The organism is Atopomonas sediminilitoris (assembly GCF_022601735.1).
GTDB classification, from domain to species: Bacteria; Pseudomonadota; Gammaproteobacteria; order Pseudomonadales; family Pseudomonadaceae; genus Atopomonas; species Atopomonas sediminilitoris.
In genome coordinates this window covers 406,634-422,872 of sequence record NZ_JAKUMM010000003.1, presented here as the reverse complement: position 1 = coordinate 422,872, position 16,239 = coordinate 406,634, and the positions used below count along the sequence as shown (strand labels likewise).

Annotated in this window: 10 protein-coding genes; all 10 read left to right on the top strand. The window is 51.8% G+C overall.

Annotated features, from left to right (window positions below; all coding sequences use genetic code 11):
- The first annotated feature begins 43 nt into the window (after window positions 1-43).
- The 10 genes from MKI83_RS06585 (at window position 44) to MKI83_RS06540 (ending at window position 16,218) form a co-directional block, all read left to right on the top strand.
- Window positions 44-343 carry a hypothetical protein gene (locus MKI83_RS06585; RefSeq protein WP_241584202.1) on the top strand — a complete coding sequence of 100 codons (300 nt, stop codon included), beginning with the start codon at window positions 44-46 and terminating at the stop codon, window positions 341-343.
- Between the two features lie 124 nt (window positions 344-467).
- Window positions 468-2,450, top strand: a complete 1,983-nt coding sequence (locus MKI83_RS06580; RefSeq protein WP_241584200.1) for a DUF1302 domain-containing protein — start codon at window positions 468-470, stop codon at window positions 2,448-2,450.
- Window positions 2,451-2,512: 62 nt separating this feature from the next.
- The gene (locus tag MKI83_RS06575) at window positions 2,513-3,883 is read left to right on the top strand and encodes a DUF1329 domain-containing protein (protein ID WP_241584199.1); all 1,371 of its coding nucleotides are present in this window, start codon (window positions 2,513-2,515) and stop codon (window positions 3,881-3,883) included.
- A 184-nt stretch (window positions 3,884-4,067) separates the two neighbouring features.
- Window positions 4,068-5,129, top strand: coding sequence for a WD40/YVTN/BNR-like repeat-containing protein (locus tag MKI83_RS06570; protein WP_241584197.1), 1,062 nt, complete (start codon window positions 4,068-4,070; stop codon window positions 5,127-5,129).
- Between the two features lie 21 nt (window positions 5,130-5,150).
- Window positions 5,151-7,502, top strand: coding sequence for an efflux RND transporter permease subunit (locus MKI83_RS06565; protein ID WP_241584195.1), 2,352 nt, complete (start codon window positions 5,151-5,153; stop codon window positions 7,500-7,502).
- Window positions 7,503-7,687: 185 nt separating this feature from the next.
- Window positions 7,688-8,200 (top strand): CinA family protein, encoded by a 513-nt coding sequence (locus MKI83_RS06560; RefSeq protein WP_241584192.1) that lies wholly within the window; start codon window positions 7,688-7,690, stop codon window positions 8,198-8,200.
- 87 nt (window positions 8,201-8,287) lie between these two features.
- Entirely contained in the window at window positions 8,288-9,325 is a 1,038-nt protein-coding gene (gene recA, locus MKI83_RS06555; protein ID WP_241584189.1) for a recombinase RecA, read from the top strand.
- Window positions 9,326-9,360: 35 nt separating this feature from the next.
- Window positions 9,361-9,795: a regulatory protein RecX gene (locus MKI83_RS06550; protein ID WP_241584187.1), complete on the top strand. Its 435-nt coding sequence runs from the start codon at window positions 9,361-9,363 to the stop codon at window positions 9,793-9,795.
- A gap of 80 nt (window positions 9,796-9,875) precedes the next feature.
- Window positions 9,876-12,620 (top strand): endo alpha-1,4 polygalactosaminidase, encoded by a 2,745-nt coding sequence (locus MKI83_RS06545; protein ID WP_241584185.1) that lies wholly within the window; start codon window positions 9,876-9,878, stop codon window positions 12,618-12,620.
- Window positions 12,598-16,218 carry a tetratricopeptide repeat protein gene (locus MKI83_RS06540; RefSeq protein WP_241584182.1) on the top strand — a complete coding sequence of 1,207 codons (3,621 nt, stop codon included), beginning with the start codon at window positions 12,598-12,600 and terminating at the stop codon, window positions 16,216-16,218. Before MKI83_RS06545 ends, MKI83_RS06540 begins: the two co-directional genes overlap by 23 nt.
- Window positions 16,219-16,239: the final 21 nt, after the last annotated feature.

The window sequence follows — 16,239 nt, the reverse complement described above, 5'->3', positions numbered from 1 at the left end:
TCGCCAAGTGGCGGCGCGTCATAGCAGGTGGTGGAAAAACAATGTGTTACGCAAGCCTTCTGCGGTAACACATGTTGTTACCTTTGGTGATAAGCCCTGGGCTATTTATACGCTCAGGGCTTTTTTGTACCTGTCAGTATGGTTTTTTGCTGTTTCGGTGGCGAGCCAAGCTGTCAAGGGCTGCTCTGGCGCGGCTAGAAACTTTTTAAACAAATGTTTCAAAAAAAACGCGAAAACGAAAAAGAATCATCGGTCACAAAGTGACGCTACTGTGCTTGCGCTGGGTGGCTGGCGAATGCGCTTCGGTTTTTTGGTGCTGGCACTGAAATTGCTTTCTATCTGACCGTCCTGCTGAAAGCGCGCCGTAGAGCGCGTGGACGCAATAACAAGACTGCTCACAGTCAAGAGACATTTTCTTGGGCCCAGTGCCTGACTTATTCAGATCAATCCACGGAGTTAATGACGCAATGGAAATCTTCGCTCGCTCACCACTGCGCTTCGCCCCGGCCAAGGCCGGCTACGCGCTGGCAGGCCTCCTGCCGCTGATGGTCGCCGCTCAGGCCCAAGCCGTTGAATTCAGCTTTGCCGATGACGAAGTCACTGGCTCTATCGATACCACCGTTTCCTACGGCACCCTGTGGCGTGTACAGGGTCAAGATCGTTCAAATAACGATATCAACGTCAATGATGGCAATCGCAATTTTGATACTGGTCTAGTGTCGCAAGTATTCAAAATCACCTCCGATGCCGAAGTGCGTTACGGTGACTACGGCGCGTTTGTGCGTGGTACGGCGTTCTATGACACAGAAATTATGGACAGTCGCAGTGACTATTACACCGCTCCCGGTGCGCCGTCTCAGCCGAGCCAGAGCTACCCGAACGACAACCGCTTCACCAGCGAAACCCGCGATAAGGCAGGCCACAACGCCGAAATCCTCGATGCCTACGTGTATGGCTACTGGGATGTGTTCGACATGCCGTTGTCGGCGCGCTTGGGTAAGCAAGTGTTTAACTGGGGTGAGGGTGTTTTCTACCGCGGTGGTGTAAACACCACTAACCCTGTGGATGCGGCTAAGTTCCGCCTGCCGGGTGCGGAAATCAAAGAAGTGCTGATTCCGCTGGAGGCCTTCCAGTTTAACTTAGGCCTCACCGACAACCTGTCGATGGAAGCCTTCTATCAGTGGAACTGGAAAGAAACCGCCATTGACCCAGTCGGTACGTTTTTCTCTGAAACCGACCTGTTTGCCGATGGTGGTAATACTGCATACTACAACTATGCGGGTACTTCTTTGGCTGCTGCTATTCCCACCTACTCGGCATTGAGCAATCCGTTGGCTCCACAGAATGCAACTTTGCGAGCGGCAGGTTTATATGGCGATGGTGCTAATTTTGTTTATTCAGATAACACTACAATCAAAGTTGCAGATGTTACGTCTGACCTGAATGCTAAAGATGATGGCCAGTTTGGTTTTGCTTTCCGTTATATCGCTGAAGAGCTTAACTCTACGGAGTTTGGTGCCTACTTTGTGAATTACCACTCAAAAGAACCATCGATCTATGCAGATCTTAATGGTTATCAAGGCGTGGATTTGGCAGTTGCTGCGTCAGTTCTGGGTGGTGTAAATGCTACAGGCTTGGCGAATGCTGGCGGCTTGGCAACGGTTGATGCTCTCGGGCATATGCAAGCTAAGCGCGAATTTGCCGAAGATATCCGTATGTACGGTATGAGCTTTAATACCACTGTTGGTGATACTTCGGTGTTTGGTGAGTTGGCTTACCGTCCTAACTTGCCCGTTGGTATCTCCGCTACCAACGATTTGTTGGGTGATTTGACTGCGCAAGCAGCCAAGCTGGTTAATACCAATGCCGCACTGGCAGGTTTCGGTCTTTATGGTCCGATTCAAATTGCTGGCAATAGCATTACCCTTAACGACTCGGTCAGCAACTACACACGTGTAGAGGCATTCAATAGCTCCCTTGGCGCTATTCACAACTTCGGTCCGGTAATGAGCTTCGATTCCTTCTTCGGTGTTGCCGAGTTGGCTTCTGAGCACTTGCGTGGCGACAGTCTGCAGTACACCGCCAACGATGGTTCGACTCGCTACTACGCAGGTCGTCCGAACGGTGCCTATCGTTCTGGCTACGACCGTGACGACCAAGTCAACAAGAACGCCTACGGCTACACCTTGCTGGTTAACGGTACTTGGAACGACGTCTACGCGGGCGTAAACCTGTCTCCGTTCGCTGTTTACAAGAACGACTTCGAAGGTAACTCGCACCAGACCGGCAATTTCATCGAAGGTCGCGAGGCTTACACCTTGGGTATGCGTGCTAGCTACCTGAACGCCCTCGAAGCCGAATTGGCTTACACAGAGTTTTTCGGTGGTGGTCAAAACAACGCCAGTCGTGATCGCGACAACATCGGTCTGAACGTTAAGTACTCCTTCTAATAACCATAAAAAGCCGAGCGCCGGGTGGCGCTCGGCGCATGCATCCTCACGGAGACGATTACATGTTGAAGAAACGCTCCCTGATCAGCGCTGCTATCGCGCTGACCCTAGCGTCCTCGGGTGCTCTGGCTGCAGTGTCGGCGCAGGAAGCCGCCAAGCTGGGCGATACCCTGACCCCGTTCGGCGCTGAAAAAGCCGGCAACGCGGCAGGCACTATCCCTGCGTGGACTGGTGGTCTGACCCAGGCGCCTGCTGGCTACAAAGGTTCGGGCCAGCACCATCCGGACCCGTTCGCCGCTGACAAGCCGCTGTTCACCATCACCAAAGCCAATCTGGATCAGTACAAAGCTAACTTGACCGCCGGTCAGATCGCCTTGTTCAATGCTTATCCGCAAACCTTCCAGATGCCTGTGTATGAGTCACGCCGCTCCGGCTCCGCGCCGCAGTGGGTGTACGACAACACCATCAAGAACGCCACCAGCGCTAAGTTGTTGGACGGCGGTAACGGTTTCTCTGATGCCTACGGCGGCATCCCGTTTGCTATCCCGCAAAACGGTGTAGAAGCCCTGTGGAACCACATCACGCGTTACCGCGGTACTTACATTGTGCGCCGCGCCTCAGAAGTGGCTGTGCAGCGTAATGGCTCGTACAGTTTGGTGACGTCGCAGCAAGAAGCGCTGTTCCGTTATTACAACAAGAACGGCAGCTACGCAGACCTGAACAACCTGTTGTTCTACTACCTGTCCTTCACCAAAACGCCTGCGCGCTTGGCCGGTGGTGCAGTACTGGTTCACGAAATGCTCGACCAAGTGAAAGATCCGCGCCAAGCGTGGGGCTATAACTCTGGTCAACGTCGCGTGCGTCGCGCGCCTAACTTGGCGTATGACACCCCCATCGCAGCAGCCGATGGCCTGCGTACCGCCGATGACACCGATATGTACAACGGCGCACCTGATCGCTACGACTGGAAACTGGTAGGCAAGAAGGAAATCTACATTCCTTACAACAACTACCGCGTATCTAGCCCTAGCGTGAAGTACGACGATCTGCTGCAAGTGGGTCACCTGAACCCGCAGCACACCCGTTACGAACTGCACCGCGTATGGGAAGTGGAAGGCACTCTGAAGAAGGGCGCCCGTCACATCTACTCCAAGCGTAACCTGTTCCTCGACGAGGATAGCTGGGGCGCTGCTGTGGTAGACCAGTACGATGGTCGTGGTGAGCTGTGGCGTGTATCGCTGGCTTACATGAAGAACTTCTATGAGCTGCCCACTACTTGGACTGCTCTGGATGTGTTCCACGACTTGCAAGCTCGTCGTTACCACGTACAAAACTTGGATAACGAAGAATCTTCCACCATCGACTTTAGCCAAGCGGTGCCAGACGATTCTTACTTCAAGCCGTCTGCTCTGCGTCGTCGCGGTACTCGTTAATCGTGATGCACAAAAAGCCGCTGTCGTCTGACAGCGGCTTTTTGTTTTTTACTGATGCAGAACCGAACAGTCAGTAATGCGTAACAAAAGATTACCGGCATTGGATTGTCGGGCGTGACCAAGCTGGCTAGGATAGTCATTCTTTTAGGCTTAGCCGTTTACCATAAGAACAAGGGGGAGCTGTATGTTTGAGCCCAATGCACGGCGCTCGACAGCCTGCGATGCCGCAGCGCATCGTTTGTCTCTGCGCATGCCTGCGCTGCTGAAGCCGTTAGCCTTAAGCCTGTCGCTTGGCTTGGTGTCTGCTCAGGCGGTCGCCGCTGATAAAATTAAAACGTATGACTCAATCGCCTCCAGCCGTGCTGTAGAAAGCCTCTTGGTGGATGTTTCCGCAGCAGGCGGTAATTTGGTTGCCGTCGGCGAGCGTGGTCATGTCTTGATCTCGCGCGACAAAGGCCAAAGCTGGAAGCAGGTAGTAGTGCCAACGCGTCAGCTGTTGACCTCCCTGTTTTTTGTTGATGAAAAGAACGGCTGGGCCGTGGGCCATGACGCCGTGATCCTTGCCACCACCGATGGTGGCGCTACTTGGGTTAAGCAGTTCGAAGAGCCCGAGCGCGAAGCTCCTTTGTTAGATATCTGGTTCCGTGATAGCCAAGTCGGTTATGCCGTCGGTGCTTATGGCGCTTTGCTGACCACCAGCAATGGCGGTAAGACATGGCAGGATGTCAGCGATCGTCTGGATAACGAAGACGGTTATCACCTCAATGCCATCGGTGAAGTTAAAGGCTCTGGCCTGCTGGCCGTTGGTGAGTTGGGCAATATGTTCCGCTCGCTGGATTACGGCATGACCTGGGAAATCGTTGAAAGTCCCTATGAAGGGTCTTTGTTCGGCGTGCTTAGCGGCTCAGCCGTTGGCGAGGCCGTGGTCTATGGTCTGCGTGGGCATATCTTTTACACCGCAGATTTCGGCACGACTTGGACTGAAGTGCAGGCCAAAAATGAAGATGGCGTGATTGAGTACGGTTTGTCCGACGGTGCTCGTTTGGCCGATGGTTCGCTGTTGATTGTTGGTCACGGTGGCACTGTGCTGCGCAGCCGCGATGGCGGTAAGAGCTTCAGTGTGTTCAATCGCCCTGATCGTATTTCTCTCGCAGGTGTGGCACCAGCGGCCGATGGTCAGCTGGTTCTGGTTGGTCAAGGTGGCGTCCACATGACCGACGGTACAGGCGCAAGCCTGGAAGACTAACGACACGCCAGGAGTTTATGGATGAGTAAGCATTACAACGAAGGCGCATCGTTCCTTGAGCGCTTGGTCTTTAATAACCGCCCTGCAGTGATTCTGTTGTGTGTGGTGATTTCAGCGTTTTTGTTTTTTCAGGCGGCTAACGTTAAGCCGCAAACCAGTTTTGAAAAAATGATTCCGCTGCAGCATTCGTTCATTCAGAACATGCTGGAACATCGCAACGACTTAGCCAACTTAGGTAACTCAATTCGTATTTCGGTTGAGGCCAAAGACGGCGATATCTTCACCAAAGAATATATGGAAACCCTGCGTCTGATTAACGACGAAGTCTTCTATATCGGCGGTGTAGATCGCTCCGGCTTAAAGTCGCTGTGGAGCCCCAGCGTACGCTGGACCGAAGTGACCGAGGAAGGCTTCGCCGGTGGCGAAGTGATCCCGCAGACCTACGACGGCTCTGCAGAGTCGCTCGATGAGTTGCGTAATAACGTACTCAAGTCAGGCCAGATTGGTCGTTTGGTAGCGAACAACTTTAAATCCAGCATCATCGATGTGCCACTTCTGGAGTCATATCCGAATCCAGAGAATCAAGGCGAGTTGCTGAACTTGGACTATCAAAAGTTCTCGCATGAGATCGAAGAGAAAGTCCGCGATAAGTTCCAAGCGCAGAACCCTAACGTCAAAGTGCATGTGATTGGTTTCGCCAAGAAAGTGGGCGACTTGATCGACGGCATCATGCAGGTGGTGATGTTCTTCGGTTTGGCCTTCGGTATCACCTTGGTGATGCTGTACTTCTTCACCCACTGTATTCGCAGCACCTTGGCGGTGTTGCTGACGACAACCATTGCTGTGGTCTGGCAGTTGGGCTTATTGCATACCTTCGGCTTTGGCTTGGACCCGTACTCAATTCTGGTGCCGTTCCTAGTATTCGCTATCGGTATTTCGCATGGCGTACAGAAGATCAACGGTATTGCACTGGAGGCTGGTAAAGCAGAAAACGCGTTAGTTGCTGCACGCTTAACCTTCCGTCAATTGTTTATGCCGGGTTTGATTGCGCTGCTGTCTGATGCGGTCGGCTTCGTTACTTTGCTGTTGATTGATATCGGCGTTATCCGTGAGTTGGCCATCGGTGCCTCCATGGGTGTGGCGGTGATTATTCTGACCAACTTGATTCTCTTGCCGGTGACGATTTCCTACATCGGTGTGAGCCAGAAGTCAGTTAAGCGCAGCCGCGAGCAAGCTAACAAAGAAAGCCGCATGTGGCGCACTATTTCTAATTTTGCCCACCCTGTAGTGGCTCCCATTTCGGTAACCGTAGCGCTGGTCGCTGTTGTGGGTGGTCTGTGGTACGGCCAAAACTTGAAGATCGGTGACTTGGATCCGGGCGCGCCTGAGCTGCACCCTGACTCGCGTTACAACCTCGATAACGACTTCATTATCAGCAACTACTCAACCAGCTCGGATGTGTTGGTGGTGATGGTCAAGACGGGGCCGGAAGGCTGCTCGACCTACGACACCCAGTATGCAATCGATCAGCTGATGTGGAAGCTCGATAACACCGAAGGTGTTCAGTCCACTATTTCGCTGGTGACTGTCGCTAAGCAAGTGATCAAGGGGATGAACGAGGGCAACCTGAAATGGGAAAGCCTGTCGCGTAACCAGGACATCTTGAATAATGCCATCAGCCGCGGGACTGAACTGTACAACGGCGACTGCTCGTTGGCTCCGGTGCTGGTGTTCCTGAATGATCACAAGGCTGACACCCTGATTCGCGCTGTGGATGCGGTTGAAGAGTTCTCTGCTGAGTACAGCACGGAAGACCGTCAGTTCTTGCTGGCCGCAGGTAACGCGGGTATTGAAGCAGCGACCAACGAAGTGATTGACGCTTCTGAGGAAACCATGTTGATGGCGGTCTACGCGGCCGTGAGCTTCATGTGCTTGCTGACTTTCCGCTCAATCGCGGCGACTCTGTGCGTCATCTTGCCGCTGGTATTAACTTCAATCCTCGGTAACGCGTTGATGGCGTACTTGGGCATTGGCGTTAAGGTGGCAACTCTGCCAGTGATTGCGCTCGGTGTGGGTATCGGTGTGGACTACGGTATTTACATCTACAGCCGCTTAGAAACCTTCTTGCGCAAGGGTTTGACCCTGCAGGATGCTTACTACGAAACCTTGCGCAGCACCGGTAAAGCGGTACTGTTCACAGGCTTGTGCTTGGCGATTGCGGTAGCGACTTGGATCTTCTCTGCGATTAAGTTCCAGGCCGACATGGGCTTGATGCTGACCTTCATGTTCCTGTGGAACATGGTAGGCGCAATTTGGTTGCTGCCAGCCTTGGCACGCTTCCTGATCAAGCCTGAAAAGCTGCGCCAGAGTTAAGCATTGTTAAGACAAAAAGCCGGCCTTGTGCCGGCTTTTTGCTTTTTAGCTAGGTGGTTTTGCTACTGTCGATGCGGTGCTGTAGTTGCCTTAATCAATTGGTCTGCTAGCAAGTGTGCGGTTGGTTGCGCGATAGACGCCCAATAGCAATGATGTTGGCTAAAGCAAAGCAAGGTGAAACCTAGATGGTCAGTGAATGGGATGAAATAACGGCTCTGGCAGCGCAATTGGGCGAGGTGCTAGTCCGTAATGGCCAAACGGTGACGACAGCAGAGTCATGTACTGGGGGTGGAGTCGCCGAAGCCATTACGCGCATCGCAGGCAGCTCGGCTTGGTTTCAGGCGGGCTTTGTCACTTATTCCAATGCACAAAAAACAACAATGTTAGATGTGCCTGCCTCACTCATTGATCAATATGGCGCAGTCAGTGAGCCGGTTGTGGAGGCAATGGCGGCCGGGGCTAACAAAGCGGTAGGGGCGGACTGGGCCGTGGCAGTGAGCGGCGTAGCAGGCCCAGGAGGTGGAAGTGCCAATAAGCCAGTTGGTACGGTGTGGATGGCGTGGAGCGGTCCGCAAACCAGCAAAACGCAGTGCTGCCACTTCATGGGCGATCGTCATGCGATAAGGCAGCAAGCGGTCAAATGTGCATTGGCGCAGCTTATTCAATTGGCACAGCAGGAAAATTCATCACTGGGGTAGGCGATCGATTTGCATTGTGGAATAATGCTGTCTACATATACAGTACTTAGCCGCGACGGCGAGCCAAACAGAGACTGAGGAAACATAATGGACGACAACAAAAAGCGCGCACTCTCGGCAGCACTTAGCCAAATCGAACGTCAATTCGGTAAAGGGGCCGTCATGCGCATGGGCGACCATGAGCGTCAGTCGATTCCTGCGGTTTCAACCGGTTCTTTGGGGCTAGATATTGCCCTTGGCATCGGCGGCTTGCCAAAAGGGCGAATCGTTGAGATTTATGGTCCAGAGTCTTCAGGTAAAACAACGCTAACACTGTCGGTCATTGCCCAAGCGCAAAAGCAGGGCGCTACTTGTGCGTTCGTCGATGCTGAGCATGCATTGGATCCTGAGTATGCGGAAAAGCTGGGCGTAAACGTTGACGACCTGCTGGTCTCGCAGCCCGATACCGGCGAACAAGCGCTAGAAATTACCGATATGCTGGTTCGGTCCAACGCGGTTGACGTCATTATCGTCGACTCGGTCGCGGCTTTGGTGCCAAAGGCCGAAATCGAAGGGGAAATGGGGGATCAGCATGTTGGTTTGCAAGCGCGCCTGATGAGCCAAGCGCTACGTAAGATCACCGGCAATATTAAAAATGCCAACTGCTTGGTCATTTTCATTAACCAGATCCGCATGAAAATCGGCGTTATGTTCGGTAGCCCAGAGACAACTACCGGCGGTAATGCACTTAAGTTCTACTCGTCAGTGCGTCTAGATATTCGCCGCACCGGCGCTGTAAAAGAAGGTGACGAGGTAACCGGCAGTGAAACGCGCGTGAAGGTTGTGAAAAACAAGGTTGCGCCACCGTTTCGTCAGGCCGAGTTTCAGATTATGTACGGTAAGGGCATCAATCTCGGCGGTGAAATCATTGATCTTGGTGTACAGATCGGTGCCGTTGAGAAGTCGGGCGCTTGGTACAGTTATCAAGGCAGCAAAATTGGTCAAGGCAAGGCTAATGCCTGTAAGTATCTAGAAGATAATCCAGAAATCTCCGCTGCGATTGAAAAGCAAGTGCGTGATCAGTTGCTGGGCAAGCCTGGCAAAGTAGTCGATGTTGATGAGCCAGCGGCTGAGGCTGAGCTCTGATTAAGTCGCAAGCCACCATAAGTGAGGCGGGGCAGGTGCGCCGTCTCGCAATGGATTTATTAGCACGCCGAGAGTACGGCAGAGTTGAATTGCAACGAAAGCTCCAGCGGCGCGGTGTCCAAGATACTGCGCTGCTTGTGCGTGTGCTTGATGCGCTAGAGCAGGACGGGTTGCTCGATCAGCAGCGCTTCTTAGAAATGTACATTCGAGCACGAGTTAATGCGGGTTTTGGTCCGCTTCGCATTGCCGCAGAGTTAATGCAAAAGGGTGTACCGCGTGGCGAGGTGGATGTTTCGTTACAAGTATTTTCTGCTGAGTGGCGAAGTGCTATTGTCCAGGCTCGAAACAAGAAGTTCGGGTCCTCTTGCGTAAGTGGTCGTGATGAGTTGGCTCGGCAGTTCCGGTTTCTTGCTTACCGGGGTTTTCCTAGTGATTTAATCCAGCAGATACTCTTTTCATCTGCTGACTAGCTTAGGACCTTCTTGAAGCTTACTGTGTGATACATAGCTACCTTCGTGAGCTGTGAGTAATTACTGATAAGTGGATTAGAGTGCGTCTATTTTTTCTATTGCTGAGTTTTTTATTCGCCATCGCTGCGCAGGCTAGCCCCAGTGTGGCTTTTTTTTATGGCCCGACCCCACCGTATGAAGAGCTGACTCAGTTTGACTGGGTAGTGCTGCAGCCCAATCACGCCTCGCAAGAAGGACTTGCCCAGCTTCGTGAGCAGGGCTCCAAGCCTATTGGATACATTTCAGTCGGCGAAATCGCTAGCGTTGATCCCGCGGCTGAAAAGCTCTCTCAAGTCTTTTTGAATGTTAATGCGACATGGAATAGTCATGTCGTAGATCTCACACATCCACTGTGGCGTGAGCATGTGTTGTCACAAGCTAAAAACTTGGCTAAGCAGGGTTTCCAGGGATTGTTTTTCGATACGTTGGACAGCTTCAACTTGCTGCCAGTCGATGAGAGAGAAGCTCAGCTGCAAGGCCTTGCGTCATTGCTTCGTGACTTAAAAGGGCAAAATCCAGAGTTGGTATTGATCTTTAACCGCGGTTTTGAAGTTTTATCGGCGCTTGGATATTTGCCAGATGCTGTGGCAGTTGAATCGCTCTATGCCGGTTGGGATGCCGGTGTAAGTGAGTATCGCCCAGTTAATGAAAGTGATCGAGAGTGGTTGCGTCAGCAGCTTGAGCCTCTTAGGGAAAAATCGGTACCAGTGATTGCGCTCGAATACTTGCCGGTCACAGCAACTAGCGCTCGTACCGAACTGGCTAAAAAGTTAAAAAATGAGGGCTATATCTCTTGGATTAGCACGCCGCACTTAGACTCCTTAGGACGTGGTGAGGTTGAGGTCGTCCCGCGACGGATTGCAGTCGTCTATGACGAGCGTGAAGGTGTTCTAGCTTACAACCAAGCGCACACATTGTTAGGTGGGTTGCTGGAGTACCTGGGGTATCGTGTTGATTATTTGGAAGTAAGTTCTGATCTGAACTCTGCGCCGCTGCGTGGGATATACGCAGGCGTCGTCTTGTGGATGACAAATGGTACTCCAGTAAATGCTACTCAGTTCCAAGCTTGGCTCGTGCAACGTATTAAAGAGAAGGTCCCATTGGCTATTCTAGGCGGAATGCCAATTGAGAGTGCCGAGCTGCTAAATTCTTTAGGGTTGAAGGTGTATGAGCGAGCTGTGCAGAAGCCGCTGAACATAAAATTTATTGACAATGCTGCATTCGGGTTTGAAGGCCCTTTGAAGCTGCATGGCCGTGGTCTGCAGTTATTCACGTCTACCGGGACTAACCAGCCACTGCTTACCCTAAGTGCTGCTGATGGTGAGCAGTTTATGCAGGCAGGAGTTGGCACTTGGGGTGGTTTCGCGTTGCAACCGTATGTTTTGGAGCAAGGTGGAGAGCATAAACAACGCTGGACATTGAATCCTTTTGGATTTTTAAGTCAAGCTCTGCGCCTAGAGCATATGCCTGTTGCTGATTTCACCACGGAAAATGGTCGGCGTATAGCGACAGTACACCTTGATGGAGATGGTTTTTTGTCTCGCGCTGAAGTGCCTGGTAGCCCTTATGCGGGGCAATATGTGCTTGATCAATTTATCAAGGGTTATCCAGGGCTCTTACAAAGTGTATCGATTATTGAGGGTGAAATTGGCCCCAAGGGACAATTTCCTCATTTGGCTCGTGAGCTAGAGCCAATAGCAAGAGAGATTTTCTTGCAAAAAACAGTTGAAGTGGCTAGTCACTCATTTAGTCACCCATTTTATTGGCGGCCAGAAGTAGCAAGTAAACGAGAAAAATTTCAAGCAAGTTATGGGTATCATATGCCGATACCTGGCTATAAGCTGGATTACTCTCGAGAGATATTGGGATCTGTAGATTATATTAACAAGCAATTAACCAGCAGCGCTAAACCGGTAAAGGTTATGTTTTGGACCGGAGATGCGCTGCCGAATGAAGAAACGCTTCGGTTAACCTATGCGGCAGGTTTGAGTAATGTTAATGGTGCTGTGACCAAGCTGACTAAAGCTTATCCCTCGTTAACGGGGCTCTATCCAATGATTAGGCCGGTTAATGGTGTGCTGCAGTTTTATGCGCCGATAATGAATGAAAATGTCTACACCAACTTGTGGACTGGGCCATACTATGGTTTTCGTGAGCTCATTGAGACATTTGAACTTACCAATAATCCGCGCCGCTTAAGGCCGCTAAGCCTTTATTATCATTTCTATGCTGGTACAGAATTGGCCTCGATTCGGGTGATGCATGAGCTGTACCGCTACATTGAAGACCAGCGGCCCATCTCGCTGTGGATGAGCGATTATTTGCAGCGTATGGAAGGCTTTTACCGGATGTCACTGTCTAAGACCCTTGATGGTGCTTATCGGTTTAAAAATCTTCGCGGGCTTAGAACCGTGAGGGTTAATCCTGCATTAGGGTGGCCAGATATGGTTCGTTCGAAAAATGTGGCTGGCGCCTACGAAGATGCTTCAGGCCGCTATGTGCATTTAAGTTCTGACTCGGCAACCTTGTTTATGCGAGGGGCGCAGTCCTCGGAAGTGAGCTTGCTTCAGGCCAATATCCCGCTGACTCAGTGGCAGCGAGTTAGCAAAAACTCAATCAGAATCGGTTTTTCCGGCGAGTTTCCTTTGGTATTTAGCATCAAATCTGCGGCGGCTTGTACTCTAGAGGCAGCTGGCCAGCGTTATATCGGGCAGCGAGTCGGGTCTAGTACTGCCTTTAGCCTGCCTGTGACTAGAGTGCACGATGCCAAGCTCAACTGTCACTGAGCGTCCACGGCTTTTTAGTCTGGGCGGGCTTTTGCTGGTCAGCGTGGTTGTGCTGGTTGCATTGCTCTTTGCATTTCCCCGTCAAGATGTTTTACAGCCGCATGATGGCGATACGGTCGACGGCGTTTCATTGATGTATGCCGAGCTGATGCTGCGCAGCTCGCCTGACCCTTTGTTACGCGTGCAGTTGATCGAGCAGCTGCTGGTGATTGATGACCTTGTGCGTGCCCGCGAGCACTTATTGCAACTGCCAAGTAAAGACCCAGCCACTGCATATTTATGGCTTGAGTTAGCGGTAAAAGAAGTGATGGCTGAGCCTGAGAAATTGGACTTAAGCCTTAAGCGTCAGCTTCTCAATCAGATGCAGGCGTTATTGCCGTCGACCTTGTCGACACGACATCAAGAAAAGTTGGCGTCGCTTGCTTTGGCTATAGGATTTCCTGGCGTGGCAGCGCAGTTATATGAGCAGCTTGCAGAAGGTGATTCGTTACAACGTCGTCATTGGTTGACGCAGGCAGCACGCTGGTTTCGTGCAAGTGGCGATGAGGCTGCCGCGGCTGAGATATATCAACGTTTGTTAAGCCATAGTGACGATGCCGGTGAACGCCAAGCTTATCGTTTAGATGTGTTTCTAAGTTTGGTTGCCGCTGGGAAAGGCCCGAAAGCGCTGCGTTGGCTAGACACTGAGCTTGTCAATTTGATGGCAAATGAGCTCGATATAGAGTTATTGCAGGCGGGTTTGCGTGAGGCACAAGCCAATAGTGATTTTGCTCGCGCGCGGCTTTATCTACAACGCTGGCATGCGCTGCAACCGGATGATGAGCAATGGTTAGCGCGTGCTTTTGCACTCAATTTGGCGGCAGGCTTCATCAATGATGCATGGTCACTCGGCCTGCAGTTAATGCAGCAGCAAGAAGTGGTCGATGAGCCATTATTAAGGCAGATGGCTCAATTGGGGGAGTGGGTTGGCAAACCTTATGAAGCCTTGCCCCTGTGGATCGACTTGGCAAAGCGGTCAGGTCAAGCAGCCGATTACGATCATGCCTGGCGTTTAGCAGCGGCTACATTTTCTTATGATGTGGCCAGTGACTTGTTGATCGAACTGGCTCGTTTGCAGCGTTTAAATGATGAAGAGTTAAGTGCACTTGTATTCGTCAACGAAGAGCGTGGTGAGCCAGAGGTGGCTCATATTTGGTTGCAAGGGTATCTCTTGCGTTACCCACAAGAGCGTACTGCTTGGCTCAAGCTGATCCAGCTGAATGAAAACATGCAGCAGTTATCATTAGAGGCCGTTGCTTTTAGTGATATGAGCCGACACGTTGCGTTAACTGTGCACGAGTATTGGCGTTGGGCTGATTTACATTGGCGAATGTTTGATGCTGAGCAGGCCTGGGCAGTTTTGCTCAAGCTCGATTCGCAACCTAATTTATTGTCACTCGCCGATGATGGTTTTAGAAAACAATACTGGCTGCTGCGCGCGGAATTAGCTTGGGTTCTTGAATACGATGATGCTGCTGAGTCGGCTTTTGAGCAGTTACTGGCATTAAATGGAAAGTTGACGCGTGATCATGAGGAGCGCTTGCTTGAGTTGTACCGCGTGCGAAATCCTAAAAAAGCGTTGGCCTTGGCGCTCAAAGCTTGGCGCGAACGTGGCGATTTAAGGCTGCTGCTGGTTGCGTTGCAGCTGGCAGAGCAGCTTGCTGATTGGGTTTTGTTGGCGGAGCTGGTTGAAGAAATTCACGAAAAAAATATCGCGGATAGTTTTGCTGGGGAGCCTCTGTTTTGGATGATCCAAGGTCGCTTGGCTGAGCAGACGGGTGACCTTTCGCGTGCTCAGGCTTTGTACTTGAGCATGGTTTCGCGCTTTCCGGGGAATCCGTTAGTACAAGAGCGTTATTTGTGGTTTTTGCTGGATAATCAGTTGCGCGACTCTTTGCCCAGTTTGCTAAGAAAATGGCAGAACAGTGCGCGCACAGAACAGCGTCTGTGGCTGCCATTTGCTGCTGGCTATAGCTTGATTGGTCAATATCGAGACTCGCTGAACTGGTATCAATTACATATACAATCGCGCCCAGATGACCTGTTAGGTTTGTCTGCTTATGCAGATACTTTAGAACTCGCGGGTTGGTCTGATAGTGCGTGGCGTATTCGGCAGCACTTAATGGCTAAGTGGAAGGTCTATCGCCTGCAGGTCGATGAGCTTTTGCCTGAAGAATTTAATACCTATTTACGCTTAGTTAATAGCTTGCTCGGCCCTGCTGCTTCGCGAAGGGTTGCTGAAATTGAGGCACAGCAGGGTCAGCGCTATCAAGGCATGTTATTGGCGTATTGGTTTGAACAGTGGCTTGATCAGCTCTCTAGGCTTAATGAGGCAGGGCAGCTTGAGCCTTGGTTGCAGTGGGCCGAGCAGCGCAACATAAAGCAACCTAGCTTTATTCGCCTGCAATCGGCTTTACGCCGCAAGAACAAAGCCCAACTCTGGGCGTTATTGCAGGGCAATGAGCTACGTGACGATGAGAAAGCAGAAATTGCGCTGCAGTTAGGTTATGACATGCGGGCAGTGGCGCTCGCCTCAAGTGCTTTGAGTGATGAGGGGCCAGCCAGTCGCCAAGCTACTTTGCGCTCTCAGGCTCAGGCTGTATTAGATCGTCATCCGCAGGGTGTTCAAGTTGCGTTTGGTGAGCGTGACTTTGGCGGCCTCACGCTGGATGGCCCGCGATTAACCATCGCACGTGGTCAAGGCGAAGGGTATTGGCGTCTAGATCAGCAAAGCGGTAGCTATCACGGCGATGCTTTGGACTCTGCACAGATGGGTAACGAGCAGCACTGGCGAGGCTTCTATGAGTACCCTTTGAAGGACGGTCATTGGTTGGCCGGGTTCGATAGTAGCTGGCGGGCTGACAGTGATAGAGCAGGGCTTTTTGCTGAGCGGCAGTGGCGGTATGCCGAGGAAGACCAAGTTACGCTGGGTGTGAATTGGCGGGTTACCACCGACGAGACCGGTCTGCTCTACGCCCTCGGTTATAAAGAGGGGCTCTTTGCCAACGGGTCGATTAATGTCTCTGCGCGTGATCAGTTAAGTTGGCGTGGTGCTTACAATCAGTTTTATTTGCGTGACGGTGACAAGCTAGGGCATGGCTGGCAAGGTGGCGCTGAGTGGGCGCACACCGTGCTGTATAAAGAGCCGCATTGGATTCTTCGCACCGGCCTATCTTGGCAAGAAAACCAACGTCAGGATCAACTTCCCGATGATCTTTTGGCCGCTAATGGTGGTGTGTTGCGTTTAGACGAGCCGACACCCGCGGATCTTCTACCCGCTCGTTTTGGAGAGATCTATGTCGGTAGCTTGTTTAAACGGGGCATCCCCGGACACCTTAATCGCTACATGCCGCAGTTTACTTGGCTGGTCGATACCCAAGTTGGCTACCAATGGCCTGAGCGCTCAATCGCTTACAACGTCAATGTGGGGCTGGGGGTCGAAGTGTTAGGTGATGATGAATTGGCGCTGATGTATGGCTATAGCTCGGCACCAAGTGGTGGTGGCGGCGAGGCCGGCGGGCAGTGGCAGTTAACTTACAGTACTCGGTTTGGGCGTTAGCTCTGACTTTGCAGTGTTTCT